This window comes from Rhodoferax potami, assembly GCF_032193765.1.
Taxonomy (GTDB): domain Bacteria; phylum Pseudomonadota; class Gammaproteobacteria; order Burkholderiales; family Burkholderiaceae_C; genus Allorhodoferax; species Allorhodoferax potami.
Window position 1 is genome coordinate 1,980,425 of sequence record NZ_JAVBIJ010000001.1, and the last position, 26,282, is coordinate 2,006,706.

The following is a 26,282-nucleotide window of genomic DNA, read 5'->3' on the forward strand; positions in this document are numbered from 1 at the left end:
CTTTTTTATTTCCGGCGCAGAGAGCGCTAAAGGCTGTAATCCCGCTCCACTTTGGCGATACGGGTCTTGAAGGCTGCGTACCATTTTTCGTGGCCCAGTTGCTGGGCCACCTGATGCTCGGCATGGGCCTTCCAGGCGCGGATGGACTCGAGATCTTTCCAGTACGACACGGTAATGCCTAGCCCGTCGCGCGCAGATTCCACGCCCAGAAAACCGGGCTGCTGCGCGGCGAGCGCCACCATCTTTTCGGCCATGTCGCCATAGCCCTCATCGACGGCGGTACGCAGGCTGGTGAAGATGACGGCGTAGTACGGCGCCGGTGGGGTGTTCGCAATGTCCAAGCTCATAGCGGTCTCCAGAAAGTCAAGGCAACGGCGTGAGTTTGGCCACGCTCAGGGCGAGCCACTTGGTGCCGTGGCGGGGGAAGTTGATCTGGGCGCGCGCATCGTCGCCCGCGCCTTCCAACGTGAGCACGGTGCCCTCGCCGAACTTGGCGTGGAACACCTTTTGCCCCTTGCGCAGGCCGGTGGGCTCCTCTTTGCGCACCACCTCTTTTTGCGGGGCCGAATACGAGCCAAATGCACTTCCAGCGCCCGTAGAATATGCGCGAGCAGCTCCTGAATTTGTAGCATAGCCACCACCACCCCAGCTGTTGCCGGACCCGCCGCCATAGCTTCCACCGCCAAAACTGCCCCCGATGCCACCACCTGCAGGCATGGCCTGCTGCTTGGGCGTGAGGTACTTCAGGCATTCCTCGGGCAGCTCGTCAAAAAAGCGACTCTTGAGGTTGAAGCGCGTCTGCCCGTGCAGCATCCGGGTTTGCGAATGGCTAAGGTACAAGCGCTTGCGCGCGCGAGTGATGGCCACGTAGGCCAGGCGGCGCTCTTCCTCCAGACCGTCGTGGTCGCTCATCGAGTTTTCGTGGGGGAACAAGCCCTCCTCCATGCCGGTGATGAACACGCAGTCAAACTCCAGGCCCTTGCTGGAGTGCACGGTCATGAGCTGGATGGCGTCCTGCCCGGCGGCGGCCATGTTGTCGCCCGCTTCGAGTGCGGCATGGGTCAAAAAGGCTTGCAGGGGCGAGAGAGTTTCGCCGGTGTCGCCGAATTCATCGGGTGCCACTTCAGGGCCGGTGCTCAGGGCATCGCCGCTCAAGCCCTGGCTGGCCGGGCTCTGGCTCAGCAAGGCCTCAGGGCTGCTGACCAGCGGCGCCATGCCGGGGGCTTCGCGACCGAAGCCCTCTTGCATAACAAAGCTTTCGGCGGCGTTGACCAGTTCATCCAAGTTCTCGACACGGTCTTCGCCTTCGCGCTCGTTGCGGTAGTGCTCCAGCAGGCCGCTGTGCTCCAGCATGAGCTTGATGATGTCTTTGAGGTTCAGGTTGGCAGTCTGCTCACGCATGACGTCGAGCTTGGCCACAAAACCTGCAATCACGGCGCCAGGGCGGCCAGTGAGTGTGCTCACTGCATCGTGCAGCGAGCAGCCGGTGGCGCGGGCCAAGTCTTGCAATTGCTCGATGCTGCGCGCTCCGATGCCGCGTGCCGGGAAGTTCACCACCCGCAGAAAGCTGGTGTCGTCGTTGGGGTTCTCCAGAAGGCGCAGGTACGCCAGCGCGTGCTTGATTTCAGCCCGCTCGAAGAAGCGCAGGCCACCATACACGCGATACGGAATGCCAGCATTGAACAGCCCGGTTTCAATCACCCGGCTTTGCGCGTTGCTACGGTAGAGCACGGCAATCTCCGAGCGAGGCACATCGTCGCGGATGAGCTGCTTCATCTCGTCCACCATCCACTGCGCCTCAGCAAAGTCGCTGGGCGCCTCGTACACGCGCACCGGCTCGCCGGCGCCCTGCTCGGTGCGCAGGTTTTTGCCCAGGCGGCGGCTGTTGTGGCTGATGAGCGCGTTGGCGCTGTCCAGAATGTTGCTGTAGCTGCGGTAATTCTGCTCCAGCTTGATCTGCTGGCGCACCGCGAACTCGCGCACAAAGTCAGTCATGTTGCCTACGCGCGCGCCGCGGAAGGCGTAAATGCTCTGGTCGTCATCGCCCACCGCCAGCACCGAGCCACCGTCACTGCCGCCCTGCCCTACGCCGGCAATCATCTTGATCCAAGCGTATTGCAGCTTGTTAGTGTCCTGAAACTCGTCGATCAGGATGTGGCGAAAGCGTCGCTGGTAGTGCTCGCGGATGGGCGCGTTGTCGCGCAGCAGCTCGTAGCTGCGCAGCATCAGCTCGCCAAAGTCCACCACGCCTTCACGCTGACACTGGTCTTCGTAGAGCTGGTAAACCTCAATCTTCTTGCGCGTGTCCGGATCGCTGGCCACCACATCTTTGGGGCGCAGGCCCTCTTCCTTGCAGTTACCGATAAACCAGCCCAACTGCTTGGGCGGAAAGCGCTCGGTGTCGATGTTGTACTGCTTGCACAGCCGCTTGAGGGCGGAGAGCTGATCTTGCGTGTCCAGAATCTGAAAGGCCTGCGGCAAGCCCGCATTTTTGTAATGCGCACGCAAAAACCGGTTACACAGGCCGTGGAAGGTGCCTATCCACATGCTGCTCACATTCACTGGCAATATGGCGGAAAGACGTGTCTTCATCTCCTTGGCCGCCTTGTTGGTAAAAGTGACCGCCAAGATGCCGCCGGGTGAGACATAGCCGTTCTGCAACAGCCAAGCAATGCGCGTGGTCAGCACCCGCGTTTTGCCGGAACCGGCCCCCGCCAAAATGAGCGCGTGCTCGGCGGGCAGGGTCACAGCGGCCAGCTGCTCCGGGTTCAGGTTGTGTAACAGGGGGGGAGTGGTGCCAGCGGCGGCGAAAGAATGCATGCTCCGATTGTAGAAAGGCCGCGGCTCCCCAACTGCACGGAAGACGATTCCCCTGCGCACTACGTTTTGGCCGCCATAAGCAAATTCATATACCGGGCCAGCCGCAACCTTTCTACAATCAAGCACCGGGCCCAAGCAATTGGCACCCGGTTTTTTTATGGCCGGTGCCAGTCCAAGTGCTCAGTGTTTTGTATTGAAACTTTGGATAGGAGCTTGGACCATGGAAATTTTTGACTACGACAACATCCTCTTGCTGCCCCGCAAATGCCGGGTGGAGAGCCGTTCTGAATGCGATGCCGGCGTCGAGCTGGGCAGCCGCAAATTCCGCCTGCCGGTAGTACCCGCCAACATGAAAACCGTGGTGGACGAGTCCATCTGCGAATGGCTGGCGCGCAATGGCTACTTTTACGTGATGCACCGCTTTGACCTGGACAACGTGAAGTTTGTGCAGGAGATGCACGCCAAGGACCTGTTTGCCTCCATCTCGTTGGGCGTGAAGAAGCCGGACTACGCCACGGTAGACCAGTTGGTGGCTCTGGGCCTGACACCCGAGTACATCACTATCGACATCGCCCACGGCCATGCCGACAGCGTGCGCGACATGATTATTTACCTCAAGAAACACCTGCCCGGCAGCTTTGTGATCGCCGGCAACGTGGCCACACCCGAGGCGGTGATCGACCTGGAAAACTGGGGTGCGGACGCCACCAAGGTCGGCGTGGGCCCGGGCAAGGTGTGTATCACCAAGCTCAAGACCGGTTTCGGCACCGGCGGCTGGCAGCTCAGCGCGCTCAAGTGGTGTGCCCGTGTGGCGACCAAGCCCATCATTGCGGACGGCGGCATCCGCAGCCATGGTGACATTGCCAAGAGCATCCGCTTCGGCGCGAGCATGGTCATGATCGGCTCCCTGTTTGCTGGTCACGAAGAGTCGCCCGGCAAGACCGTGGAAGTCGATGGCGCCATGTTCAAGGAGTACTACGGCTCGGCCAGCGACTTCAACAAGGGCGAATACAAGCACGTCGAAGGCAAGCGCATCCTCGAGCCAATCAAGGGCAAGCTGGCCGATACGCTGATTGAAATGGAGCAGGACGTGCAAAGCTCCATCAGCTATGCCGGTGGCAAGAAGCTCATGGACATCCGCAAGGTGAACTACGTGACCCTGGGCGGCGACAACGCGGGCGAGCACCTGCTGATGTAAGCCCCTGCCGTGAAGGCTGTCAGCACCTCGACAGCCTTCACGGTACAAACCCTCTCCCCCCTCACGGGGCGGCGCTATTCTCAGGTGCAGGAGCACACTGACACCATGAAAATAGCACTTCTCGGCATCGGTCTCATGGGGTTCCCCATGGGGCGCCGCCTTTGTGAAGCCGGCCACACTGTCCACGTCTGGAACCGTACCCCCGCCAAAGCGGAACGCCTCATCGCCTTCGGCGCCATCGTTCATCCCACCGCCGCCCATGCCGTTGCTGAAGCTGACATGGTCATCACCATGCTGGACCACGGCGGCATCGTCAGCCATGTGCTGTTTGAATTGGGCGCGGCAGACGCTATTCAGCAGGGCACCTTGCTGGTGGACATGTCTTCTATCAAGCCCGTAGAAGCCCGCGATCATGCCGCCCGCCTGAGCGAGCGCGGTGTGGACTACCTGGATGCGCCTGTCTCCGGCGGCACGCTGGGGGCCGAGCAAGGTACGCTGGCCATCATGGCCGGTGGCAAGGCCACCAACTTCGAGCGGGCTATGCCGGTGCTCAAAATCTTCGGCCGCCCCACCCATGTGGGGCCCATCGGCTCCGGCCAACTTACCAAGCTTGCCAACCAGATGATCGTAGGCGCCACCATCGGCATCGTGGCAGAAGCCCTGCTGCTCTGTGAACGCGGCGGTGCCAATATGGGCAAGGTGAAAGAAGCAATCACCGGCGGCTTTGCGGACAGCCGCATCCTGCAGGTCCACGGCCAGCGCATGGTGGACCGCGACTTTGCACCCCGCGCCCGCATGACGGTGCAAATCAAGGACCTGCGTAACGCCTTGGCCACGGCCTCTGAAGTCGGCTTTGATGCGCCGATTACTACGTTGTTTGAAAAGTTGTATGCCGAAGGCATCGAGCACGGCCTGTCCGACCTGGACCACGCCGGCTTGTTTGTGGAGTTGGCCAGCCGCAACGGCATGTCCTGAAACACCACCATCACCGGTCTACACAACGCCCAGTACCGACGTAAAAAAGCCCCGCCGACTCACGCCGCGGGGCTTTTTGTTATCTACCGCTTGGCAGATTAGTCGAAGTTGCGTGCGGGACGCTTCTTGGCATCGCGGGGCACGAAAACCTTGCCGCCGTTACCAGGCTTGGCAAAGCCAGCAGGCTTGCGGGCTGCGAAGTCGCCACGCGGGGCACCAAAGTCACCGCGAGGTGCGCCGAAGTCGCCACGGGGTTGGAAGTCACCACGCGGAGGACGTGCATCACCGCGGGGTGCATCGCCACGGGGCGCGCCTTGACCGGCAAAGCGATCATTGAAACCACCCTTGCGCTCGTAGCTGAAGCCTTCACGAGAAGCGCCACCGAAATCACGGGAGTTTTCACCGAAACCACGGTTGCCGCCGCCTTCAGGGCGTCCGCCGAAACCGCGCACCGCACCGTAGCCACCTTCACGGGGAGCGCCATCACGCTGTCCGCCACCGAAGCCGCCTTCACGTGGGCCACCGAACTTGCGTTCGCGAGGCTGGAAGTCACCACCGCGGCCACGGCCACCGAAGCTGGGGCGCGACTCAGGAGCGCGCTGCTGGGGTTCCAAGCCGGGAATCGTCTCTGGCTTGATCGGCTGACGGCTGTAAGCCTCGATATCAAAAATCTTGCGACGGTCGCGGAACTCGGCGAATGTCACGGCCAAACCATCACGACCTGCACGACCGGTACGACCGATACGGTGGGTGTAGTCCTCAGCCTTCATCGGCAAACCGAAGTTGAACACGTGGGTGATAGTGGGCACGTCGATACCGCGAGCAGCCACATCGGTAGCCACCAGAATCTGCACCTGACCTTGGCGCAAAGCCATCAGGCGGCGGTTACGCAAGCCTTGGCTCAAAGCGCCGTGCAGGGCCACAGCGGAGAAGCCGTCTTGCTGCAAGTCGTTGGCCAAGCCATCGCACTCGATCTGGGTGCTGGCAAACACAACCGCTTGGTTAATAGTGGTGTCACGCAGCCAGTGGTCCAGCAGCTTGCGCTTGTGCTGGGCGTTGTCAGCCCAGAACAGCACTTGCTTGATGTTGGCGTGCTTTTCCTGCGGGCTGTCGATCGTCACGCGCTGGGGTTCGCGCATCACACGGGCAGCCAGTTGCTGGATGCGGGGTGCGAAAGTGGCGCTGAACATCATGGTCTGCTTGCGGTCGATGGTGAGCTGGTTGATTTCAGCCAGGTCATCGGAGAAGCCGAGGTCCAACATACGGTCGGCTTCGTCCACCACCAGAAACTGGACTTGGTCGAGCTTGATTTGCATGGAGCGTTGCAGGTCCAACAAACGGCCAGGAGTAGCCACCACCAAGTTGGCGTTTTGCAGCTTGGCAATTTGCAACTGGTAAGGCATGCCACCCACAATGTTGGCTACGCGAAGGCCACGGCAGTGTTGCACCAAATCAATCGCGTCGTGCGCCACTTGCTGGGCCAGTTCGCGGGTAGGGCAAACGATCAGGGCGCCAGGAGTAGGAGCCTTGAAGTTGCGGGGGTTGGTAGGGTCTTTGCGCTTGGCACGCTTGGGAGCGGGTTCGCCCTTGGCGGCTGCATCAGCGCACGCTTGTTCATACTCAGCGCGCTCAGCTTCTTCAGCTTCGGCTTGCTGGGTCAACAAGGTGTGCAACACAGGCAACAAGAATGCGGCAGTCTTGCCGGAACCGGTCTGGCTGGACACCATCAGGTCAACAAATTTACCGACCTTGTCGGAGCCCACACCTGCCATGGCCATGGGAATGGTCTTTTGCTGCACGGTGGTGGGCTGGGTGTAGCCCAGGTCTTTACACGCCTGCACCAAAGCGGGCGCCAATCCGAGCTCGACGAAACCGTTAGGGACCTCAGGTGCCGCAGCTTCTACAGCTTCGGACTCGATGGAAGTTTCCACGGATGTTGCGGAAACGGAAAGGTTTTCGGCAGGCGCGAATTCGCCTGTCACTTCAAAAGCGTCAGTCATATTTTTTCTCACACGAAAGCGCCGCAGGTTGTGCGGCTGCTCCGTCAATGGTTAAAAAACATCAACCATCAAACGGAACCTGCTCTGACCCGCCAAGGGGTTTCTCAGTGCTGGGGGCGTATATCGCTTGAAAAAGCGTGCCCGGTGAATGAAGGGAGATGTACAAATCTCGCAAGCCGCCATCATGGCGTTACCTGCGAAGCCCTCGATTATGGCATGAATTCGGGTTTATACCTAATTTAGTTTGAGAAAGTGCTCACGGTAGTGTGCTAGCTCTTCGATGGACTCAGTGACGTCGGCCAAAGCGGTGTGCTTTTGCTGCTTTTTGAAGGACTCGGCAACCCCGGGCTTCCAGCGTTTGGCCAGCTCCTTAAGCGTGCTGACGTCCACATTGCGGTAGTGAAAGAACGCTTCCAGTTTGGGCATGTACTTCACCAGAAAGCGGCGGTCCTGGCCGATCGAGTTGCCGCACATGGGTGATGCGCCCGCAGGCACATAAGGGCTCAAGAAAGCAATCAATGCCGCTTCTGCCTCTGCCTCGGTGACGGTAGATGCTTTGACTTTGTCGATCAAGCCGCTTTTGCCGTGGGTACCTTTGTTCCAGGCATCCATGCCATTGAGCAGCGCGTCCGATTGATGAATCACAAACACGGGGCCCTCTACCCGCTGGCCGAGGTGGGGGTCCGTGACGATCACTGCAATTTCCAAAAGTCGGTCGCGTTCAGGCTCAAGACCCGTCATTTCACAGTCCAACCAGACCAAGTTTTTGTCAGATTTGATGAGCGTGGCGGGGATGGGGGTGTTTGATTCGTCCATGGGGGGATTGTCGCCGATGACCTAAACTCTCCCGCCATGCAAGACACCGCGTTTGAATTCACACCGTCCCTTTGGATGACGAGCCTGTTCGCCCTCACGCTGGTAGCCAGCGTAGCGCTCAAATTCTGGCTCGCCACCCGGCAAGTGCGCCATGTCGCACAACACCGGGAAACCGTACCCCTCGCATTCGCGAGCCATATTGCCTTGGCAGATCATCAAAAAGCGGCGGACTACACCATGGCGCAAGCCCGATTGGGCCTGCTCGAATTGGTGTGGGGCACCGTGGTGATCTTGGGCTGGACGCTGCTGGGAGGGCTGCACGCCTTGAATCAGGCCCTGCTGGGGTGGTTTGACGCCCCGATGGAAAGCAGCCTTCTGCAGCAACTGGCATTGCTGGTCTGCTTTTCGGTGATTGGCTCGGTCGTGGACCTGCCCTTCTCGCTCTACCGCACGTTTGTTTTGGAGCAGCGCTTTGGCTTTAACCGCATGACACCGCGCCTGTGGCTGATCGATGGTCTGAAGGGTCTGGCATTCAGCGCCTTGATTGGCTTGCCGCTGGCAGCTGGCGCGTTGTGGGTCATGGCGACGACCGGGACGCTCTGGTGGCTATGGACCTGGAGCCTGTGGATGGGGTTCAGCCTGCTGATGATGTGGGTCTACCCCACGTGGATCGCACCTTTGTTCAACCAGTTCAAGCCTCTTGAGGATGTCGCGCTCAAGGACCGCGTCGCCGCGCTGATGACGCGCTGCGGGTTTACCTCCAAGGGGTTTTACGTGATGGACGGCAGCAAGCGAAGCGCCCACGCCAATGCCTATTTCACCGGCTTCGGTGCCTCCAAGCGGGTCGTTTTTTATGACACCCTGCTCGCCCAACTCAGCCCGGACGAAGTAGACGCCGTATTGGCACACGAACTGGGGCATTTCAAGCACGGGCACATCCGCAAGCGCATGGCGTCCTTGTTCGCATTGAGCTTGGCCGCGTTCGCGCTGCTGGGCTGGGTGAGCCAGCAGGCGTGGTTCTACACCGGACTCGGGGTAGGCCCGAATATGGCAGGCGGCAACGAGGCTTTGTCACTGTTGCTGTTCATGATGGTATTGCCCTTGGCAGGCAGCTTTACCGGGCCCCTGTTCGCGCAGCTTTCCCGTAAACACGAGTTTGAAGCCGACGCTTTCGCCGTAGCCCACGCCAATGGCGCGGCACTGTCGTCAGCGCTGCTCAAACTCTACAAGGACAATGCGTCGACACTCACCCCGGACCCTGTGTACGTAAAGTTCTATTATTCGCATCCACCGGCGCCCGAGCGTTTGGCCCGAATGCCACAGGCTCACCCAATAGCCACCACTGTCTAGACCTAAAAAATGCAATCAGCCACCGTCAGAACTGCGCTAAGCGCTACACAAATCATAGCAAGCCTCGCCAAAACCGAAGGTTGGAAGCTGCACGGTGATGGCGCAGATCTCGCCATTGAAAAGACCTATAAGTTTGAGAACTTCCTCAAAACCATGGCCTTTGTCAACGCCATCGCCTACCTTGCAGAACAGCAAGACCATCACCCTGAACTCTTGCTGACCTACAGCACGTGCAGCGTCCGCTTCAACACCCATGATGTGCAGGGCGTCTCGCGCTCCGACTTTGAGTGCGCGGCTCTCGTAGATGCGCTTTACGCGCCTGCAGGCCCTTCCGCATGAAAGTTGCCCCTTGAGCCGCCCCGGCTTGGAGCCCGGCCTTGTGGTGGCCGGACATGGTCGTCATGTCTGGGTAGAAACACCGGATGGACGCCGACTGATCTGCCACCCGCGTGGCAAAAAAAGTGTGACGGTGGTGGGAGACCAGGTACTCTGGCAAGCCACCCAAGACGAGGGCACGATTGAAAAAGTGCTGCCACGACGCAACCTTTTTTACCGGCAGGACGAGATTCGCACCAAGTCTTTTGCGGCAAATCTGGACCAGGTGCTGATCCTGATCGCGGCAGAACCCGAGTTTTCCGAGAGCCAGCTCTCACGCGCCCTGATCGCAGCGGAAGCGGAGCGCATCAAGCCCATCATTGCCCTAAACAAGAGTGATCTGGCTGGGCCTTTCGGGCGGGCGTGGGATCGGCTCACCATTTACCGTGACATGGGCTACACCCTGGTCCCCTTGGCGCTCAAGCCCAAAGCAGAGGGATTGGACGCCACCGAGCTGAGCGTATTGCTGGAGCTCATGGAAGGAAAAACGACACTGGTGCTCGGCCCCTCTGGCTCCGGCAAAAGCACGCTCATCAATCGCTTGCTGCCGGACGCGGACGTGCTCACCAACGAGATTTCCACCGCCTTGAACTCGGGCAAGCACACCACCACAAGTACCAGCTTGTATTGGGTGGATGCGGCAAAAACCACTGCCGTGATTGATTCGCCAGGATTTCAGGAGTTCGGTCTGAACCACATTGACCCGATGCACTTGGCAGGCCTGATGCCCGACATCAAGGTCCACGCAGGCAATTGCAAGTTCTATAACTGCAGCCATCTCCACGAACCGGGCTGTGGCGTGCTTTTACAAACCAAAGAGGCCTTCAGCCTTGGCGGAATCACCGCAAATCGCTACAAAATTTATAGCGATTTGTTTGAAGAGCTGTCGCAAACCCGCTATTGAATCTGGCGGCCAGCGTGGCCGGCCAGGCAACAGCGGCCTAGCCGATCAACCGCGCCAGGGACAACAAGGCCAGGAACACCATCCACATCACGACGGTGCGCCATACCAAGCCAACCACCGCGCGCAGGTGGGCAGGCTCCGGCGTCAGGCCCTCGGTGATGCCCTCCTCTCCCAAGCGGACATTGACAGCTCCGGCCGTTGCGGCAAGAACCACTCCGTCGTTGTCTAACGGATGTGCTGCGGAATGGCGGCGCCAACTGTCGACCGCATCTTCAAAGCTGCCGACAAAGGCAAAACTCAATGCAGTCACGCGCGCGGGCAGCCAATCCACCAATTCCCAGCAACGCAAGGCCTGGGCGCGAACGGCGTCACTTACCGGCGGCAGTTCCGGCCGGGGCGCTCTTTTGGCGAACAAAGCCAGATACTCGCTCACCCGGTAAAACACCGCGCCTGCAGGCCCCAACCCCAAAGCAGCCAACATCGAGTACCAGACGAACACACCGAAGACATGGCGGTGCGCGCTCAACACCGAGTGCTCAATGACGTGTCGCACGATTTCACTGCGAGGCAACTCACTGGCGTCAATGCGTTTCCATTGCGCTAACGCAGCGCGTGCTGCCTCTTCGTCGCCGGCCAACAGGGCATCGCGGATTTGGGTGAAATGGTGGCTGAATTGCCTGAAACCCAGGGTCGCATACAACACCAGCACATTCCAAACGGCAGCGGCCGCCCAACCCCACTGCCACACCAAGGCCCAGTGAACCGCCAAGACGATCAGCGTAGGCCCGGCTGCCGCCAAAATCCAGGCCAGCCACGCATGTTTGGAGGCACCGGCATCGAAGTTCTTGATCACCCAGCGCACCCAATTGCGCACTGCGTTGTGCACCGGGTTTACTTGGGGTAAGGGCTTCGCTTGCTCCAGCAAGAGTGCCAACAATATGGAGATAAAACTCATGGAGCAATCATACCCAGCGCGAAGCGGTTTCAAGCACGGAGGAAGCGGTAGAGGTTGCGCAACATGCCCGCTGTTGCCCCCCAAATAAACCACTCGGCTTGTGAGTCTCGGAATGGCATCGAAAACCATTCGCGGGTGGCACCATCCCACTCCACCTGATGACGACGGTGGTTGGCCGGATCCATCAGGAATGCCAAGGGCACCTCGAACACATGCGCCACCTCGTCCGGATTCGCGCAAAGTCGAGCCTCCGGTGAAATCAGGGCGATGACAGGGGTCACGATAAAGGCACTGCCCGTGGTGTAGTGCGGCAGGGTGCCCAGCACTTCAGCAAACTGGGGTTCCAGCCCGATTTCTTCGTTCGCCTCGCGCAAAGCTGTGGCGATCGCATCCGCATCAAAGGGATCCGCCTTGCCGCCGGGAAATGCAATTTGCCCGGAATGATTCGACAAATGTGCCGTGCGCTGCGTCAACAACACAGTGGGCTCTGCCCTCATCATCACCGGAATCAGTACCGATGCATGCGACGGAACCCGCTCTGAAAATTGATGTTCAGAGCGCAGCTCTGGCGACCACTCGGGCTGACGTAGAAAACGCTGGCGCAGCGCTTGCGGTGTCAGCGCCTCTGCGTCTACCGCTTTCAGGTGACTGTCGACACCCACCACAGGCACCAGCTGCGGATCAAATGATGGCAATGTTTTGGCTTTTAAACTCATACAACGCAGGCAAGAAAAAAGCCGCCACAGCTTGTCACCGGGGCGGCTCTCATGAAGACGGACGGCAGATTACGCTGCTGTCTTCTTCGCTGGCAGTTTTTCCTTGATACGTGCAGACTTGCCGCTACGGTCACGGAGGTAGTACAGCTTGGCACGGCGCACGTCACCGCGGCGCTTGACTTCGATGCTGGCGATCAGAGGGGAGTAGGTTTGGAACGTACGTTCCACGCCTTCGCCGCTGGAGATCTTGCGCACGATAAAGCCGCTGTTCAGGCCACGGTTACGCTTGGCGATAACCACGCCTTCGTAAGCCTGTACGCGCTTGCGTGTACCTTCAACCACGTTCACGCTCACGATGACGGTGTCACCAGGGGCGAATTCGGGGATTGTTTTTCCGAGACGGGCGATTTCTTCCTGCTCGAGCGCTTGAATGATGTTGCTCATGGTTTCCTTCGTGATCTTGCTCGCGCCGGCACCGGAATTGGTGCCAATATCAAAGCCTAAAGGCTAGCTATCTGGCCGGGCAGAGGATCGGTTAGCCAGCTATTATAGCAAGTTCAGTTTTTGGCCTGCAAAAGCCGCTCATCGGCCTTGGTAATCAAACCCTTGTTGCGGGCTTGTTCCAGTATGTCGGGCCTGTGATTCGCCGTAAGCTCCAGCCGCTGCTGACGGCGCCACGCTTCAATACGGGCGTGATGCCCTGATAGCAACACGTCCGGCACCGGGGCACCTGACCATACTTCCGGGCGTGTGTAATGCGGACAATCCAGCAGGCCGTCCAGAGCAGAGTTAAAACTGTCTTGGTGATGACTTTGGGCATCCGTGAGCACACCGGGCTGCAAACGTGCCACTGCATCCAGCAAAGCCATGGCAGCAATCTCGCCACCGGACAATATGAAGTCTCCCAAACTGATTTGCTGGTCGACATAGCGGTCAATAAAGCGCTGGTCTATGCCTTCGTAGCGCCCGCAGAGAAGAATAGCGCCCGAACTCTGCGACCACGCCTCCACACCCTCGTGCTTCAGCGGGGAGCCAATCGGAGAAAACAGCACCACAGGCGCCTGATCCGAGCGCTGGGCCCGGATATGCAGGAGTGTGGCCTCCAAGGGTTCGGCCATCATGACCATGCCCGGACCGCCACCAAATGGCCTGTCGTCTACGCGGCGGTAGTTACCTTGCGCGAAATCCCGGGGGTTGTGCAAGCACACCTCGACGAGGCCACTTTCATAAGCCCGGCGGGTGATACCCGCCGTCAACAGCGGGGCGAACAGCTCGGAAAAAAGAGTGATGACATCGAAGCGCACGTCGGGCGCCTCAATAGTCCAGTTGCCAGTCCACGCGAATGGTCTTAGTCGGCAGACTCACATCATCGACGTAGGCTGACACAAAGGGGATCATACGTTCAACGGGTTTACCGTCTTGAACCGACTCAATGACCAGCACCGTTTGTGGCCCCGTGGATAGCAACTCTTTGACCGTGCCCAAGCTCTCTTGCTCGCGGTTGATGACCTCCAGGCCCATCAAATCGACCCAGTAAAACTCATCGATAGCGGCGGCAGGAAATGCGGCACGGGAAATAAAGATGCGCGAACCTTTCAAGGCTTCGGCATCGGTGCGGTCGCCAATGCCCTGGACGCAAGCGACCACGGAATCAGAGTGCACTTTGGATTCTTTGACTGCGATGCTTGCAGCACCGGTAAAAGGCTGTGGGCCTTTTTCAGTCGGCAATAAAAACCATTGGCGTGCGGCGAACAACGCCTCAGGGTTTGCGCTGTAGGGCAGGACCTTGAACCAGCCTTTGATACCCCACGCATCTGCAATCCGCCCGACTTCAATAGCGTCTGCTGGCAGGCTAGCGGCTTCGAGTCCGGGGAGCATAGTCATGAGAGGTATCTACCGGTGCTCCGCTTCACAGCAGCGCACCGGTGTGATCATTAAGCGGCTTTTTTAGCAGCTTGGCTGATCAAACGCTCCACGGTAGGAGAAGCTTGTGCGCCAACGCCTTGCCAGTAGGTCAAGCGGTCTTGCGCAATACGAATGCTTTCTTCGTTTGCCTTGGCGATAGGGTTGTAGAACCCGATGCGCTCGATGAAGCGGCCGTCGCGGCGGCTACGCTTGTCAGCAATCACAATATTGAAAAACGGGCGAGCTTTTGCACCACCACGAGCGAGTCGAATGACGACCATGATTTATCCTTTGGGTAGCTGAGAGAATTCAGCCTTGAACTCAGAGCTTGAGACACGCAACTGACCACCCGGCCAGTGACACTCTGAATAGCCTTCCATTATAACGTTTTCCAACTCATGACCAAAATCCGCCCCAGCACTGAAGCCGATATCTCCGCGATTACCTCCATTTATGCGCACCATGTGCTGACGGGAACAGGGACTTTCGAAACCACTCCACCCACCGAAGAAGACATGAAGGGGCGTCGCGCGGATGTGCTATCCAAAGCACTCCCTTACCTGGTTGCAGAAGTCGATGGCAAAGTCATAGGGTTTGCCTATTGCAACTGGTTCAAACCACGGCCCGCCTATCGCTTCTCCGCGGAGGACTCGATTTACCTCGCGCCTGAGGCCCACGGCAAAGGGCTGGGCAAGTTATTGCTCACCGAACTTATGGCTCAGGCGGAGCGCTGTGGCGTTCGCAAGTTGATCGCCGTTATCGGCGACTCTGAGAACCGCGGATCGATTGGCGTGCACGCCAGTTGCGGCTACCGGCATGCGGGTGTGATCGAGGCTTGCGGTTGGAAGTTCGAACGTTGGCTGGACATTGTCCTCATGGAAAAAAGCATCGGCGCTGGGAACTCTACTGCACCGGTAGACGTCCGCGTATGAAAAGCAAAACCTGGGCTGTTTGGCTGACCCTGACCGTCGGCGCGTTAGGCCTGCACCGGCTTTACCTCGGCCGATATGACGTTTGGGCCAAGCTACTGCCCCTGCCCACCTTGCTGGGTAGTTACGGAGTGTGGCGGGCACGTAGCTTTGGGGTAGACGACCAGGGGAGTTGGTTGTTGATGCCACTGCTAGGCCTCACCCTCGCGGCCTGTGCTCTCAATGCCATTGTGTACGGGCTGATGAGTGCTGAAAAATGGAATCAACGATTCAATCCACAGGCACCTGACGCACCCCAAGGTGAGACCCATTGGATGACGGTGGTAGGGCTGGTAGCGGCTCTGGGCCTAGGGACTACGGTGCTAATGGCGACTCTGGCATTCGGCATTCAGCGCTCTTTTGAATACCAGATGCAGCCTAGCCAGAGCACGCCACCCACCGCTGCGGTCAAAAAATCTGCAGACTGACCCAGTAGGCAATAGCTGCAACAAATGCAGCGGCAGGAATCGTCAGCACCCACGCCCACACGATGTTTCCTGCCACACCCCAACGCACCGCACTCGCGCGCTGCGTTGAACCCACACCCACAATCGCCCCTGTAATGGTGTGCGTGGTGGAAACCGGCACGCCTAATGCGGTTGCAAGAAACAGTGTCAAAGCGCCGCCGGTCTCCGCGCAAAAGCCCCCTACCGGCTTGAGCTTGGTGATTTTTTGCCCCATGGTTCGCACAATGCGCCAGCCACCAAACATGGTGCCAGCCCCAATGGCTGCGTAGCAGGACACGATGGTCCATGTAGGCGGCGCACTCTCCGTCGGCAGCACATAGCCTGTGGCGATCAACATCATCCAAATAATGCCAATCGTTTTTTGGGCGTCGTTACCGCCATGACCCAAGCTATACGCGCCCGCACTCACCAGCTGCAAGCGACGGAACCACTTGTCGATCCTTGACGGACGCATGCGCCTGAAGGTCCAAGCGACCACTACCATCATCACGGAGCCCAACGTAAAGCCCAGGAGCGGCGAGACAAAAATGAACGCCACGGTTTTCATAATCCCCGCTGATATCAGTGCACTAGCACCGGCCTTGGCAATGACTGCGCCGACGATGCCGCCGATCAAGGCGTGGGATGAGCTACTGGGAATGCCGTAGTACCAAGTAATGACGTTCCATGTGATCGCACCGACCAGGGCACCAAACACCACATGGGTGTCCACCACACCGGGCTGCACGATCCCCTTACCCACGGTCGCAGCAACGCTCAGGTGGAAGATAAAGATCGCAATAAAGTTGAAAAATGCGGCAAAAATGACCGCTTGGCCCGGCTTGAGCACGCCGGTGGAGACCACTGTGGCAATCGAGTTCGCCGCATCATGAAAGCCATTCATGAAGTCGAACGCCAAGGCGAGCGCCACCAACAGAGCTACCACCCATAAGGCTGTCTGGACTTGTTCCATCGTTATGAACCCGCGCTGTCGATCAGGAGTTCTCGAGGATGATGCCCTCGATCACATTGGCCACGTCTTCACACTTGTCGGTGATGGTTTCCAGCAGCTCGTAAATGGCCTTGAGCTTGATGAGTTCACGCACATCCTCTTGCTCACGGAACAACTTGCTCATGGCGGTGCGCATCACGCGATCGGCATCTGACTCCAAGCGGTCGATTTCTTCGCAGGTCTTCAGCGCAGCTTCTGCGGTGGCATGGTCCGCAATATCCGACAGCAATCGCACCGCATCCCGCAAGCGCTCACAGCATTTGACGCTCAAATCGGTGAGTCGAACAATTTCTTCGGTCATGACGCGCACGTCATACAGCGCCATCGTCTCCGCAGAGTCCTGAATCAGGTCTGCCACGTCATCCATAGTGTTGATCAGGGAGTGGATCTGTTCGCGATCGATCGGCGTGATGAACGTGATGTGGATCGCTTTGTTGACTTCGTGCGTCACACGGTCTGCGGCACGCTCTGCGTCGTCGACTTCCTGGTTGTATTTGGCGCGCAGATCCGCGTCGCTGTAATTGGCGACCAACTTGGAAAACGCCTGAGCCGCCTCCACGATGCGATCAGCATGCTGATTGAACATCTCAAAAAAATTTCCTTCGCGAGGCAACAGCTTTCCAAAGAACATGCGGGGGGCTCCTAACGGTTAAATATGACAGTCTTGTGACTAATTGAAGAATGCCCACGAGTTTAACCGCCTACAGCCCTACGGTTTGCAGGGCGTTAGACCCACCCTCAAGACCACCAAAACACCTCATAAAAAAAGCCCCGCAACCGGAGTTGCGAGGCTTTTGTGTTCCATGGCGCCGGAGCGCCTAGGGGTCTGATTACTTCACAGTTGCAGCGGACTCGGTGTAGTCGCTGATCTTGTCAAAGTTCAGGTACTGGTACACCTTGTCGCTAGCGGCAGTCAGCACGCCCATGTCCGCCAAGTACTCTTCCTTGGTAGGAATGCGGCCCAGCTTGGACGCAATAGCCGCCAACTCCGCAGAGCCGAGGTACACATTGCTGTTCTTGCCCAGACGGTTGGGGAAGTTGCGGGTGGACGTAGAGAACACGGTAGCGCCCTCTTTCACCTGCGCCTGGTTACCCATACACAAGCTGCAGCCCGGCATTTCCATGCGGGCACCTGCGCCACCCAGCACACCGTAGTGGCCTTCGTCGCTGAGTTGCTTGGCGTCCATCTTGGTGGGCGGTGCAATCCACAGCTTGACCGGGATATCGCGCTTGCCCTCCATCAGCTTGGACGCTGCACGGAAGTGGCCGATGTTGGTCATGCAGGAGCCGATGAACACTTCATCGATCTTGGCACCAGCAACTTCAGCCAATGTCTTCACATCGTCCGGATCGTTGGGGCATGCCACGATAGGTTCGTGGATGTCGGCCAGGTCGATCTCGATAACAGCTGCGTACTCCGCATCCGCGTCGCCCTTGAGCAACTCGGGGTTCTTGAGCCAGGCTTCCTGGGCTGCGATACGGCGGGCCAAGGTGCGGGCATCAGAGTAACCATTGGCAATCATCCACTTCATCATGGTGATGTTGCTGTTGACGTACTCTTGGATCGGCTCTTTGTTCAGGTGCACGGTGCAACCTGCGGCAGAGCGCTCAGCAGACGCGTCGGACAACTCAAACGCCTGCTCAACCTTCAGGTCTGGCAAACCTTCGATTTCGAGGATGCGGCCGGAGAAGATGTTCTTCTTGCCCTTCTTCTCGACAGTCAGCAGGCCGGCCTTGATGGCGTACAAGGGAATCGCGTTCACCAAATCGCGCAAGGTCACGCCGGGCTGCATCTTGCCCTTGAAGCGCACCAATACCGACTCAGGCATGTCCAAAGGCATCACGCCGGTCGCAGCAGCAAACGCCACCAAACCGGAACCTGCGGGGAAGCTGATACCGATAGGGAAACGGGTGTGGCTATCGCCACCGGTGCCTACGGTGTCAGGCAGCAACAGGCGGTTGAGCCAAGAGTGGATCACACCGTCACCGGGGCGCAAGCTGATGCCGCCGCGGGTGCTGATGAAGTCAGGCAGCTCGTGGTGCATCTTCACATCCACGGGCTTGGGGTAAGCCGCGGTGTGGCAGAAAGACTGCATCACCAAGTCGGCAGAGAAGCCCAGGCAAGCCAAGTCTTTCAGCTCGTCGCGGGTCATCGGGCCGGTAGTATCTTGGGAGCCGACGGAGGTCATCTTGGGCTCGCAGTAGGTACCAGGGCGCACACCTTGACCTTCAGGCAAACCGCAAGCACGGCCAACCATCTTCTGGGCCAAGCTAAAACCCTTCTTGGTATCCACTGGGTTCTGGGGCAGGCGGAACAATGTGGAAGGCTTCAGACCCAAAGCTTCACGGGCTTTGGCAGTCAAGCCACGGCCGATGATCAAGGGGATACGGCCACCAGCGCGCACTTCATCAAACAGCACTTCGCTCTTGACTTCGAAAGATGCGATTTCTTTGCCGTCCTTAAAAGCTTTACCGTCATAGGGACGCAGTTCCACCACATCGCCCATGGCCATTTGGCTCACATCTAACTCAATCGGCAGCGCGCCGGAGTCTTCCATGGTGTTGTAGAAAATCGGGGCGATTTTGCCGCCCAAGCAGACTCCACCGAAACGCTTGTTGGGGACAAACGGAATGTCCTCGCCGGTGAACCACAGCACGGAGTTGGTCGCAGACTTGCGCGACGAACCAGTGCCCACCACATCGCCCACGTAGGCTACGAGATTGCCCTTTGCGCGCAGGTCTTCGAGGAACTTGACCGGGCCACGCTTGCCATCTTCTTCGGGGGTAATGCCGGGGCGGGCATTCTTGTGCATTGCCAAAGCATGCAAAGGAATGTCAGGGCGGCTCCAGGCGTCGGGCGCAGGAGACAGGTCGTCGGTGTTGATCTCACCAGCAACCTTGAAAATGCTGACGGTGATGGACTTGGGCACTTCAGGGCGGCTGGTAAACCACTCGGCATCGGCCCAGCTTTGCAGCACAGCCTTGGCAAAGGTATTGCCCTTGTCAGCCTTTTCCTTCACGTCATGGAACTGATCGAACATCAGCAAAGTTTTCTTCAGGCCTTCAGCGGCTTCCGCAGCCACTGCCGCGTCGTCCAACAAATCGACCATGGGGCTGATGTTGTAGCCGCCCAGCATGGTGCCCAACAGTTCGGTGGCGCGGGCGCGGGAGATCAGGGCGCATTTTTCAGTACCGTGGGCCACAGCAGCCAGGTAGCTGGCTTTGACCTTGGCGGCATCGTCCACACCAGCAGGCACGCGGTGGGTAATCAATTCGACGAGCGTTGCTTCTTCGCCAGCGGGGGGCGCCTTGAGCAACTCGATCAATTCGCCTGTCTGCTTGGCAGACAAAGGCAGGGGGGGAATGCCCAACGCAGCGCGTTCAGCCACATGGTCACGGTAAGCTTGCAACATCTTCACTCTCCTTCACAAAAACAATAAACCGACTCTAGCCCTCGCCAAATATGCGCAGGCTGCTATTTATTTAGTAGCACTCAACTCCGGACCGCCAGGCGCGAGCGCAGGGTCCAACAAGTGGGGGGCTGGGTTCTGCTGCATCGCCAGTGCAACGGCTTCTTGCGCCGGACTCATGCAGGCATCGGCGAGTCTGCGGCCCTTGCGCTGATCCATCAACATGGACTTGTTGGCCAGTTGCAGCCACACCGCACCGCGGGCTGCATCTTCTAAACGAATGGCACCAGTGGTGGTAGCCACGGGCACCATGACAAATTTGTGGGCGCCGGCTTGCACATCAAAATGCCCCGGCCATGCCGAATGGGGACGGACCGAAACCCGTTGGGCCAACTCGCAAGGCAACTGCCCGGTGGTAACACCGCCAACCAGCGCCATTTGCTCGTCTGTGAGGGGCACTGCTTTAGATTGCATTTTTCCGGGCGACATTCCCGCCGGGGGCTTGGCGGCAACATCCCGGACCACAGGGTTGGCCCAAGCCATGCCCGTTGCGGCAACCAACCCTAGACCCCAAAAAGCGAGCAACGCACGACGCAGGAACATCACATCACCTCCAGAACGGAAGAAGACACAAAGTAGGCGGCAACCGTGTCCGGCAGCGCGACGCCTGTGGCGTGCGCCCGCTCCAACAACTGCCAAAAAAACCGGTAACTCGCCCGGTCATGTAGCACCCCCCCCACCGACACGGGGCCCCACTGCGCAGCGGCTGCCGCTTCCAGAATACGGGCCGCCTCGTCCACTGCCCGACGGTCAGGCGAAAAAGCCTGCACGATGGGGCGGATTTGATCGGGGTGAATGCTCCACATCCGGGTGTAGCCCAGGGCTTGAGACGCAAAGCGCGCAGAGCGGGCCAGAGCGGAAACGTCTTTGAATTCCGTCACCACACAGTGCGACGGCACTTTGCCGAAGGCATGGCAGGCACTGGCGATCTCTGTTTTGGCGCGCACCACCAAGGGGTGGTGAAATTGGTCCAAGGTGGCCGCATCGGATGCGCCGCGCACACCCATCGCAGAGGCGGGAATGGCGCCACCGTGGCTGGACACAAAATCCATCAAACCGAAACTGATAGATTGGACGCGCGGGTGAGCGGCAATCTCAAAAGCGCGATGCACGGCTGCCGGCGACTCAATCAATACATGCAAGGGAATTGCAGCGGCATTAGCGCCAAGGGCATCCATGGCTCGCACCGCGACATCAACATCCGCTGCGGACTCCACCTTGGGCAGCATGATGTAACTTAAAGCGTGGGCAGCACCACCGACCACACACTCAACATCCTGCAAAAACGCAGAATGGTCGACAGCATGCAAGCGCGCGCCTACACGACGGTGCAAGCCATTTGCTATCAAATCAGGAGTGTCTTGCGCAGACTTGGCGAGGGCTACAACCATATTGGCATGGTCCAGCTCGCCGCCGACGGGCGCACCGTCTTCGCAGTCCAGCGTAACGTCAAAGACGCAAGCGCCGAACTCTTGGGTCATGTCCGCCTGCAGCTGCAGGCTCTTGACCATGCGGGCTTCTACACCGCTGTAATGGTCACACACCGGCAACATGCCGGCAGCGCCCTGCGCACCTAAAAGGATGTCGCGAGGGTGCTTCACGGTGGGCGCCGGTGCGTGGGCCAAGGATTACAGCAAGTGTTTCACGCCGTCTTGTTCGCCTTGGAGTTCAGCCAAGGTCTTGTTAATGCACTCTTGCGAGAACGCGTCAATTTCCAGGCCTTCGACGATCTTGTATTCGCCATTCGCGCAGGTCACGGGGTAACCGAACATGACTTCCTTGGGAATGCCGTATTCGCCGTTGGAAGGAATGCCCATGGTGACCCACTTGCCGTTGGTGCCCAAAGCCCAGTCACGCATGTGGTCGATAGCCGCGTTGGCAGCAGATGCTGCGGAGGACAAACCACGTGCAGCAATGATGGCTGCACCACGCTTGCCCACGGTGGGCAGGAATGTTTCGCGGTTCCAGGTTTCGTCGTTGATCATGTCTTTCACAGACTGGCCAGCGATGGTGGCGAAACGGTAGTCGGCGTACATGGTGGGAGAGTGGTTGCCCCAAACGGCCAATTTCTCGATGTCCGCCACGGCCTTGCCGGTCTTGGAAGCCAACTGGCTGGCAGCGCGGTTGTGGTCCAGACGCAGCATGGCGGTGAAGTTCTTGGCTGGCAGATCCGGCGCAGCCTTCATGGCGATGTAGGCGTTGGTGTTGGCAGGGTTGCCCACCACCAGCACCTTGACGTTGCGGGAAGCCACCGCGTTCAGTGCCTTGCCTTGGGTGGTGAAGATGGCGCCATTGATGGCCAGCAGTTCAGCACGCTCCATGCCGGGGCCGCGTGGGCGGGAACCGACCAACAATGCGTAGTCGGTGTCCTTGAATGCGGACATGGGGTCGGAATGGGCTTCGATACCAGCCAACAGCGGGAATGCGCAGTCTTCCAACTCCATGATCACGCCCTTAAGCGCGTTCTGGGCCTTCTCGTCGGGGATTTCCAGCAATTGCAAGATCACGGGCTGGTCTTTGCCCAACATTTCGCCAGAGGCGATGCGAAACAGAAGTGCGTAACCGATTTGACCTGCTGCACCTGTAACGGCAACGCGGACGGGTTTCTTGCTCATGGTAAAACTCCAGGAAGTGTTGAGAAAACGGCGACTAAGCAGCGCCCGCAACAAGCCATGCTGCGCTGCAGATTGCCTCCGAGTTTACCCTCGAATTTGACGCCCAGTCAATTTGTCTTATGTCTTATATAAGATATGATTAGGGACTATTTTGAGTCTGACTCGCAGCTGACATTCACGCCCTCTACATGCCCGCAAACACCCCTCCATCGAACGACAGCGCCATTGGCGCGACTGCCGATCAGGGCATGGTGCCGGGCCCGGCTGTCACACCGGCTTTCAGCCCGCTGTACCAGCAGATCAAAGCGCTCATTCTCCAAAGCCTGCAGAGCGGCGAATGGAAGCCCAGTACCGCCATCCCCAGCGAGCAAGAACTGGCCGGTCGCTACCGGGTGAGCCAAGGCACAGTGCGCAAAGCCATCGACGAACTGGCCGCAGAGAACCTGGTAGTGCGCCGCCAGGGAAAAGGCACATTTGTGGCCACCCATGCCGAACGCCACACCCAGTACCGGTTTCTGCGACTGGTACCCGAAGGCGGCGAGCAAGCCAATGAAGGCCCGGCCGAGCGCCGCATCATTGACTGCAAACGCACCCGTGCAACGGCGGATGTCGCGCGCGCACTGTCGCTCCGGGCGGGAGACGCGGTACTTCAAGTGCGGCGGGTCTTGTCATTTGCCGGCACACCCACCATTCTGGAAGATTTGTGGCTCCCCGGCGGTCCTTTCAAAGGGCTGACGGCAGAGCGACTGAACAGCTACAACGGCGCGATGTATGCGCTTTTTGAAACAGAATTCGGCGTCCGCATGGTGCGGGCGGAAGAAAAAATCAAAGCAGTCCTCCCCGATCCGGAACAGCGCGGGCTGCTCCAAACCGGTGCTCAAACGCCATTATTGAGCGTGGAGCGAACTGCGTTCACATACAACGATTTACCCATGGAGCTCCGTCGGGGCTTGTACCTGACCGACACACACTACTATCGAAATGCGCTAAATTGATGCGTTGCACCATGAAAGACCAATGTCAGATTGGTGCGGTGCAATAGAATTTTGGCCTGCGATTTCCAGAATTACAAACACGTTACATCCAAGAAAGCCCATCCATGACTGAGCTCAACTCCTCCTCCAAACGCGCGCGGCCTGAATTCCGCAACATCAATGCGCTCAGCGACCTCCCAACGTATCGCCTCCCTCCGGCGGGTTGGGTATCGATCCTCCACCGGATCAGCGGCGCCATCATGTTTATCCTGATGCCACTCATTATCTGGATGTTCGACACCTCCGTATCCTCGGAAATCTCATTTGCAAAGTTCACCAGTGTGTTTAGCCTCGGCGTGGGCTTTATCCCCGGCTGGTTCATGAAACTCGTAGCTCTGGCCCTCATCTGGGCTTATTTGCACCACTTCATCGCTGGCGTGCGCCACCTGTGGATGGATATCAACCACGCAGTGAGCAAAGAGTTCGGTCGCAGCTCCGCCATCGTGACCCTGAGCCTGGGCAGCTTGCTGACGCTGGCCTTGGGACTCAAGCTGTTCGGCGTTTACTAAGCAACAACTAAAAAGGAACCACTTCATGGCAGTTAATTACGGATCCAAACGCGTCGTTGTTGGCGCTCACTACGGCCTGCGCGACTGGTTGGCTCAGCGCGTCACCGCGGTGCTGATGGCACTTTTTACCGTGGTCTTGCTGGCGCAAGTGCTCTTGTCCAAAGGCCCTATCGGTTACGACAAATGGGCTGGCATCTTTTCCACGCAGTGGATGAAGTTTTTGACCTTTGCGGTCATCATCGCCATGCTCTACCACGTGTGGGTAGGCGTGCGTGACATCTGGATGGATTACGTCAAACCGGTCTCTATCCGCTTGTCCTTGCAGGTGTTCTCTATCGTTTGGCTAGTTGGCTGCGCCGGCTGGGCTATCCAAGTTCTGTGGCGTCTCTGATCCCTTCCAACAGGCACTAATTCATGTCTTACTCCGTTTCTAAACGCAAATTCGACGTCGTCATCGTGGGAGCCGGCGGCTCCGGCATGCGCGCATCCCTGCAACTGGCTCGCGCCGGTTTGAACGTGGCAGTGCTGTCCAAAGTGTTCCCCACCCGCTCCCACACCGTGGCAGCGCAAGGCGGCATCGGTGCCTCCCTGGGCAACATGAACGACGACAACTGGCACTACCACTTCTACGATACCGTGAAGGGTTCCGACTGGCTCGGCGACCAGGACGCTATCGAATTCATGTGCCGTGAAGCCCCCAAGGTCGTGTACGACCTGGAGCACATGGGCATGCCCTTCGACCGTAACCCTGACGGCACGATTTACCAGCGCCCCTTCGGCGGCCACACCGCTAACTACGGCGAAAAGGCCGTGGAACGCGCTTGCGCAGCGGCTGACCGTACCGGCCACGCCATGTTGCACACGCTGTACCAGCAAAACGTGGCAGCCAAAACCAGCTTCTTCGTGGAGTGGATGGCCCTTGACCTGATCCGCGACGCGGAAGGCGACGTGGTCGGTGTTACGGCGCTGGAGATGGAAACTGGCGATATCCACATTCTGGAAGCCAAAACCACTTTGCTGGCCACCGGTGGCGCAGGCCGCATCTTTGCCGCCTCCACCAACGCATTCATCAACACCGGCGACGGCTTGGGTATGGCAGCACGCGCTGGCATCCCGTTGGAAGACATGGAGTTCTGGCAATTCCACCCCACCGGCGTGGCCGGTGCGGGCGTGTTGCTGACCGAAGGTTGCCGTGGAGAAGGCGCTATTTTGCTGAACAGCAACGGCGAACGCTTCATGGAGCGCTATGCGCCTACCCTGAAAGATTTGGCCCCGCGCGACTTCGTGTCCCGCTCCATGGACCAGGAAATCAAGGAAGGCCGCGGCTGCGGCCCGAACAAGGACTACGTGCTCTTGAAGCTGGACCACCTGGGTGCTGAAACCATCCACAAGCGCCTGCCATCGGTGTACGAAATCGGCGTGAACTTCGCCAACGTCGACATCACCAAAGAGCCGATCCCTGTGGTGCCCACCATCCACTACCAAATGGGTGGTATCCCCACCAACGTCAATGGTCAGGTCGTGGTGCAAAACGGCGACGTGCACAACCAGGTCGTCAACGGCTTGTACGCAGTGGGCGAATGCTCCTGCGTCTCGGTGCACGGTGCCAACCGCCTGGGTACCAACTCTCTGTTGGACTTGTTGGTCTTCGGCCGTGCAGCCGGCAACCACATCGTCAACTACATCAAGGGCAGCAAAGAGCACAAGCCTCTGCCCAAAGACGCTGCAGACCGCACCCTCGAGCGTGTGTCCCGCTTGGACAACGCCAAGAGCGGCGAATACGCGCAAGACGTGGCCAACGACCTGCGCGCCTCGATGCAGCAACACGCTGGCGTGTTCCGCACCCAGAAGAGCATGGACGAAGGCGTGGTCAAAATCGCTGAACTGCGCGAACGGGTCAAGGCGCTCAACCTCAAGGACAAATCCAAGGTTTTCAATACCGCACGTATTGAAGCCCTCGAGGTGGAAAACCTGATCGAGGCAGCAGAAGCAACTATCGTGTCCGCCGCTGCGCGTCACGAGAGCCGCGGCGCCCACACGGTGGACGACTACGGCGATACAGCCGAGCACCCCAACGGCCGTAACGACAAAGAGTGGCACAAGCACACGCTGTGGTACAGCGAAGGCAATCGCCTTTCTTACAAGCCGGTTCAAATGAAGCCTTTGACCGTGGACTCGGTGCCACTCAAGGTTCGTACGTTCTAAAGCGAGATC

General features: G+C 58.8%; 27 protein-coding genes. 11 read left to right on the top strand and 16 right to left on the bottom strand.

Features of this window, described 5'->3' with window-relative positions; translation table 11 throughout:
• Nucleotides 1–26: 26 nt before the first annotated feature.
• A complete protein-coding gene (locus RAE21_RS09470; protein ID WP_428984059.1) occupies nucleotides 27–341 on the bottom strand; it encodes an antibiotic biosynthesis monooxygenase family protein in 315 nt (104 codons plus the stop codon).
• A gap of 22 nt (nucleotides 342–363) precedes the next feature.
• Nucleotides 364–2,820, bottom strand: coding sequence for a UvrD-helicase domain-containing protein (locus tag RAE21_RS09475; protein ID WP_313881142.1), 2,457 nt, complete (start codon nucleotides 2,818–2,820; stop codon nucleotides 364–366).
• Nucleotides 2,821–3,040: 220 nt separating this feature from the next.
• Here RAE21_RS09475 and RAE21_RS09480 point away from each other — a divergent pair, with 220 nt between their 5' ends.
• Both RAE21_RS09480 and RAE21_RS09485 read left to right on the top strand, forming a co-directional pair.
• Nucleotides 3,041–4,018, top strand: coding sequence for a GMP reductase (locus tag RAE21_RS09480; RefSeq protein WP_087496927.1), 978 nt, complete (start codon nucleotides 3,041–3,043; stop codon nucleotides 4,016–4,018).
• Between the two features lie 105 nt (nucleotides 4,019–4,123).
• Nucleotides 4,124–4,993, top strand: coding sequence for an NAD(P)-dependent oxidoreductase (locus RAE21_RS09485; protein ID WP_313881143.1), 870 nt, complete (start codon nucleotides 4,124–4,126; stop codon nucleotides 4,991–4,993).
• 98 nt (nucleotides 4,994–5,091) lie between these two features.
• Here the strand turns inward: RAE21_RS09485 and RAE21_RS09490 are convergent, their stop codons facing one another.
• A complete protein-coding gene (locus tag RAE21_RS09490; RefSeq protein ID WP_313881144.1) occupies nucleotides 5,092–6,993 on the bottom strand; it encodes a DEAD/DEAH box helicase in 1,902 nt (633 codons plus the stop codon).
• A gap of 234 nt (nucleotides 6,994–7,227) precedes the next feature.
• Nucleotides 7,228–7,809, bottom strand: coding sequence for an oligoribonuclease (gene orn, locus RAE21_RS09495; RefSeq protein WP_313881145.1), 582 nt, complete (start codon nucleotides 7,807–7,809; stop codon nucleotides 7,228–7,230).
• Nucleotides 7,810–7,845: 36 nt separating this feature from the next.
• Between orn and RAE21_RS09500 the strand changes: the two genes are divergently transcribed.
• From RAE21_RS09500 to rsgA, 3 genes are read left to right on the top strand one after another with little or no spacing between them, the layout of a single operon-like run.
• Nucleotides 7,846–9,159, top strand: coding sequence for a M48 family metallopeptidase (locus RAE21_RS09500; RefSeq protein WP_313881146.1), 1,314 nt, complete (start codon nucleotides 7,846–7,848; stop codon nucleotides 9,157–9,159).
• Nucleotides 9,160–9,168: 9 nt separating this feature from the next.
• A complete protein-coding gene (locus RAE21_RS09505; protein ID WP_313881147.1) occupies nucleotides 9,169–9,498 on the top strand; it encodes a 4a-hydroxytetrahydrobiopterin dehydratase in 330 nt (109 codons plus the stop codon).
• A complete protein-coding gene (rsgA, locus tag RAE21_RS09510; protein WP_428984009.1) occupies nucleotides 9,464–10,438 on the top strand; it encodes a ribosome small subunit-dependent GTPase A in 975 nt (324 codons plus the stop codon). The genes RAE21_RS09505 and rsgA overlap by 35 nt, the downstream gene beginning before the upstream one ends.
• Before the next feature lie 37 nt (nucleotides 10,439–10,475).
• Here rsgA and RAE21_RS09515 read toward each other — a convergent pair whose 3' ends face one another.
• The 6 genes from RAE21_RS09515 to rpsP all read right to left on the bottom strand — a co-directional run bounded on the left by RAE21_RS09515 (nucleotide 10,476) and on the right by rpsP (nucleotide 14,295).
• A complete protein-coding gene (locus RAE21_RS09515; protein WP_313881149.1) occupies nucleotides 10,476–11,393 on the bottom strand; it encodes a cobalamin biosynthesis protein in 918 nt (305 codons plus the stop codon).
• A 29-nt stretch (nucleotides 11,394–11,422) separates the two neighbouring features.
• Nucleotides 11,423–12,109: a CoA pyrophosphatase gene (locus RAE21_RS09520; protein ID WP_313881150.1), complete on the bottom strand. Its 687-nt coding sequence runs from the start codon at nucleotides 12,107–12,109 to the stop codon at nucleotides 11,423–11,425.
• Nucleotides 12,110–12,178: 69 nt separating this feature from the next.
• A complete protein-coding gene (rplS, locus tag RAE21_RS09525; protein WP_296508876.1) occupies nucleotides 12,179–12,553 on the bottom strand; it encodes a 50S ribosomal protein L19 in 375 nt (124 codons plus the stop codon).
• 113 nt (nucleotides 12,554–12,666) lie between these two features.
• Nucleotides 12,667–13,413 (bottom strand): tRNA (guanosine(37)-N1)-methyltransferase TrmD, encoded by a 747-nt coding sequence (trmD, locus tag RAE21_RS09530; RefSeq protein WP_313881151.1) that lies wholly within the window; start codon nucleotides 13,411–13,413, stop codon nucleotides 12,667–12,669.
• 10 nt (nucleotides 13,414–13,423) lie between these two features.
• Nucleotides 13,424–13,993, bottom strand: a complete 570-nt coding sequence (rimM, locus tag RAE21_RS09535) for a ribosome maturation factor RimM (RefSeq protein WP_313881152.1) — start codon at nucleotides 13,991–13,993, stop codon at nucleotides 13,424–13,426.
• A 50-nt stretch (nucleotides 13,994–14,043) separates the two neighbouring features.
• The gene (gene rpsP / locus RAE21_RS09540; protein ID WP_313875632.1) at nucleotides 14,044–14,295 is read right to left on the bottom strand and encodes a 30S ribosomal protein S16; all 252 of its coding nucleotides are present in this window, start codon (nucleotides 14,293–14,295) and stop codon (nucleotides 14,044–14,046) included.
• Nucleotides 14,296–14,412: 117 nt separating this feature from the next.
• Between rpsP and RAE21_RS09545 the strand changes: the two genes are divergently transcribed.
• Nucleotides 14,413–14,946, top strand: coding sequence for a GNAT family N-acetyltransferase (locus tag RAE21_RS09545; protein WP_313881153.1), 534 nt, complete (start codon nucleotides 14,413–14,415; stop codon nucleotides 14,944–14,946).
• Entirely contained in the window at nucleotides 14,943–15,410 is a 468-nt protein-coding gene (locus tag RAE21_RS09550) for a TM2 domain-containing protein (RefSeq protein ID WP_313881154.1), read from the top strand. The genes RAE21_RS09545 and RAE21_RS09550 overlap by 4 nt, the downstream gene beginning before the upstream one ends.
• Here the strand turns inward: RAE21_RS09550 and RAE21_RS09555 are convergent.
• The 6 genes from RAE21_RS09555 to RAE21_RS09580 form a co-directional block, all read right to left on the bottom strand.
• Complete coding sequence (locus tag RAE21_RS09555; RefSeq protein ID WP_313881155.1) at nucleotides 15,391–16,401, bottom strand: inorganic phosphate transporter; 1,011 nt, start codon at nucleotides 16,399–16,401, stop codon at nucleotides 15,391–15,393. The genes RAE21_RS09550 and RAE21_RS09555 overlap by 20 nt on opposite strands.
• A 22-nt stretch (nucleotides 16,402–16,423) precedes the next feature.
• Entirely contained in the window at nucleotides 16,424–17,071 is a 648-nt protein-coding gene (locus tag RAE21_RS09560) for a DUF47 domain-containing protein (protein WP_313881156.1), read from the bottom strand.
• A 199-nt stretch (nucleotides 17,072–17,270) separates the two neighbouring features.
• On the bottom strand, nucleotides 17,271–19,853 hold the full coding sequence (acnB, locus tag RAE21_RS09565) for a bifunctional aconitate hydratase 2/2-methylisocitrate dehydratase (RefSeq protein WP_313881157.1): 2,583 nt from the start codon (nucleotides 19,851–19,853) through the stop codon (nucleotides 17,271–17,273).
• 66 nt (nucleotides 19,854–19,919) lie between these two features.
• On the bottom strand, nucleotides 19,920–20,453 hold the full coding sequence (locus RAE21_RS09570; protein ID WP_313881158.1) for a hypothetical protein: 534 nt from the start codon (nucleotides 20,451–20,453) through the stop codon (nucleotides 19,920–19,922).
• A complete protein-coding gene (locus tag RAE21_RS09575; RefSeq protein WP_313882691.1) occupies nucleotides 20,453–21,463 on the bottom strand; it encodes an HpcH/HpaI aldolase/citrate lyase family protein in 1,011 nt (336 codons plus the stop codon). Before RAE21_RS09575 ends, RAE21_RS09570 begins: the two co-directional genes overlap by 1 nt.
• A gap of 75 nt (nucleotides 21,464–21,538) precedes the next feature.
• On the bottom strand, nucleotides 21,539–22,525 hold the full coding sequence (locus RAE21_RS09580; RefSeq protein WP_087496903.1) for a malate dehydrogenase: 987 nt from the start codon (nucleotides 22,523–22,525) through the stop codon (nucleotides 21,539–21,541).
• Between the two features lie 248 nt (nucleotides 22,526–22,773).
• On the opposite strand from RAE21_RS09580, the gene RAE21_RS09585 reads away from it, so the two are divergent.
• The 4 genes from RAE21_RS09585 to sdhA all read left to right on the top strand — a co-directional run bounded on the left by RAE21_RS09585 (nucleotide 22,774) and on the right by sdhA (nucleotide 26,273).
• Nucleotides 22,774–23,520 (top strand): GntR family transcriptional regulator, encoded by a 747-nt coding sequence (locus RAE21_RS09585; RefSeq protein WP_313882692.1) that lies wholly within the window; start codon nucleotides 22,774–22,776, stop codon nucleotides 23,518–23,520.
• Nucleotides 23,521–23,624: 104 nt separating this feature from the next.
• Nucleotides 23,625–24,068: a succinate dehydrogenase, cytochrome b556 subunit gene (gene sdhC, locus RAE21_RS09590; protein WP_313875624.1), complete on the top strand. Its 444-nt coding sequence runs from the start codon at nucleotides 23,625–23,627 to the stop codon at nucleotides 24,066–24,068.
• Nucleotides 24,069–24,093: 25 nt separating this feature from the next.
• A complete protein-coding gene (gene sdhD / locus RAE21_RS09595) occupies nucleotides 24,094–24,459 on the top strand; it encodes a succinate dehydrogenase, hydrophobic membrane anchor protein (RefSeq protein ID WP_313875623.1) in 366 nt (121 codons plus the stop codon).
• Between the two features lie 23 nt (nucleotides 24,460–24,482).
• Nucleotides 24,483–26,273: a succinate dehydrogenase flavoprotein subunit gene (sdhA, locus tag RAE21_RS09600; RefSeq protein WP_313881159.1), complete on the top strand. Its 1,791-nt coding sequence runs from the start codon at nucleotides 24,483–24,485 to the stop codon at nucleotides 26,271–26,273.
• Nucleotides 26,274–26,282 lie beyond the last annotated feature (9 nt).

Excerpts from the sequence above, each read along its gene's own strand:
- RAE21_RS09490 (WP_313881144.1), bottom strand. The coding sequence starts at position 6,993 with ATGACTGACGCTTTTGAAGTGACAGGCGAATTCGCGCCTGCCGAAAAC.
- rimM (WP_313881152.1), bottom strand. The coding sequence starts at position 13,993 with ATGACTATGCTCCCCGGACTCGAAGCCGCTAGCCTGCCAGCAGACGCT.
- rpsP (WP_313875632.1), bottom strand. The coding sequence starts at position 14,295 with ATGGTCGTCATTCGACTCGCTCGTGGTGGTGCAAAAGCTCGCCCGTTT.
- sdhA (WP_313881159.1), top strand. The coding sequence starts at position 24,483 with ATGTCTTACTCCGTTTCTAAACGCAAATTCGACGTCGTCATCGTGGGA.
- RAE21_RS09550 (WP_313881154.1), top strand. The coding sequence starts at position 14,943 with ATGAAAAGCAAAACCTGGGCTGTTTGGCTGACCCTGACCGTCGGCGCG.
- RAE21_RS09580 (WP_087496903.1), bottom strand. The coding sequence starts at position 22,525 with ATGAGCAAGAAACCCGTCCGCGTTGCCGTTACAGGTGCAGCAGGTCAA.
- RAE21_RS09520 (WP_313881150.1), bottom strand. The coding sequence starts at position 12,109 with ATGAGTTTAAAAGCCAAAACATTGCCATCATTTGATCCGCAGCTGGTG.
- acnB (WP_313881157.1), bottom strand. The coding sequence starts at position 19,853 with ATGTTGCAAGCTTACCGTGACCATGTGGCTGAACGCGCTGCGTTGGGC.
- RAE21_RS09500 (WP_313881146.1), top strand. The coding sequence starts at position 7,846 with ATGCAAGACACCGCGTTTGAATTCACACCGTCCCTTTGGATGACGAGC.
- RAE21_RS09570 (WP_313881158.1), bottom strand. The coding sequence starts at position 20,453 with ATGTTCCTGCGTCGTGCGTTGCTCGCTTTTTGGGGTCTAGGGTTGGTT.
- RAE21_RS09505 (WP_313881147.1), top strand. The coding sequence starts at position 9,169 with ATGCAATCAGCCACCGTCAGAACTGCGCTAAGCGCTACACAAATCATA.
- sdhD (WP_313875623.1), top strand. The coding sequence starts at position 24,094 with ATGGCAGTTAATTACGGATCCAAACGCGTCGTTGTTGGCGCTCACTAC.
- RAE21_RS09585 (WP_313882692.1), top strand. The coding sequence starts at position 22,774 with ATGGTGCCGGGCCCGGCTGTCACACCGGCTTTCAGCCCGCTGTACCAG.
- RAE21_RS09485 (WP_313881143.1), top strand. The coding sequence starts at position 4,124 with ATGAAAATAGCACTTCTCGGCATCGGTCTCATGGGGTTCCCCATGGGG.
- RAE21_RS09575 (WP_313882691.1), bottom strand. The coding sequence starts at position 21,463 with ATGTTGCCGGTGTGTGACCATTACAGCGGTGTAGAAGCCCGCATGGTC.
- RAE21_RS09560 (WP_313881156.1), bottom strand. The coding sequence starts at position 17,071 with ATGTTCTTTGGAAAGCTGTTGCCTCGCGAAGGAAATTTTTTTGAGATG.
- RAE21_RS09555 (WP_313881155.1), bottom strand. The coding sequence starts at position 16,401 with ATGGAACAAGTCCAGACAGCCTTATGGGTGGTAGCTCTGTTGGTGGCG.
- RAE21_RS09515 (WP_313881149.1), bottom strand. The coding sequence starts at position 11,393 with ATGAGTTTTATCTCCATATTGTTGGCACTCTTGCTGGAGCAAGCGAAG.
- rplS (WP_296508876.1), bottom strand. The coding sequence starts at position 12,553 with ATGAGCAACATCATTCAAGCGCTCGAGCAGGAAGAAATCGCCCGTCTC.
- rsgA (WP_428984009.1), top strand. The coding sequence starts at position 9,464 with ATGCGCTTTACGCGCCTGCAGGCCCTTCCGCATGAAAGTTGCCCCTTG.
- orn (WP_313881145.1), bottom strand. The coding sequence starts at position 7,809 with ATGGACGAATCAAACACCCCCATCCCCGCCACGCTCATCAAATCTGAC.
- RAE21_RS09480 (WP_087496927.1), top strand. The coding sequence starts at position 3,041 with ATGGAAATTTTTGACTACGACAACATCCTCTTGCTGCCCCGCAAATGC.
- RAE21_RS09475 (WP_313881142.1), bottom strand. The coding sequence starts at position 2,820 with ATGCATTCTTTCGCCGCCGCTGGCACCACTCCCCCCCTGTTACACAAC.
- RAE21_RS09545 (WP_313881153.1), top strand. The coding sequence starts at position 14,413 with ATGACCAAAATCCGCCCCAGCACTGAAGCCGATATCTCCGCGATTACC.
- sdhC (WP_313875624.1), top strand. The coding sequence starts at position 23,625 with ATGACTGAGCTCAACTCCTCCTCCAAACGCGCGCGGCCTGAATTCCGC.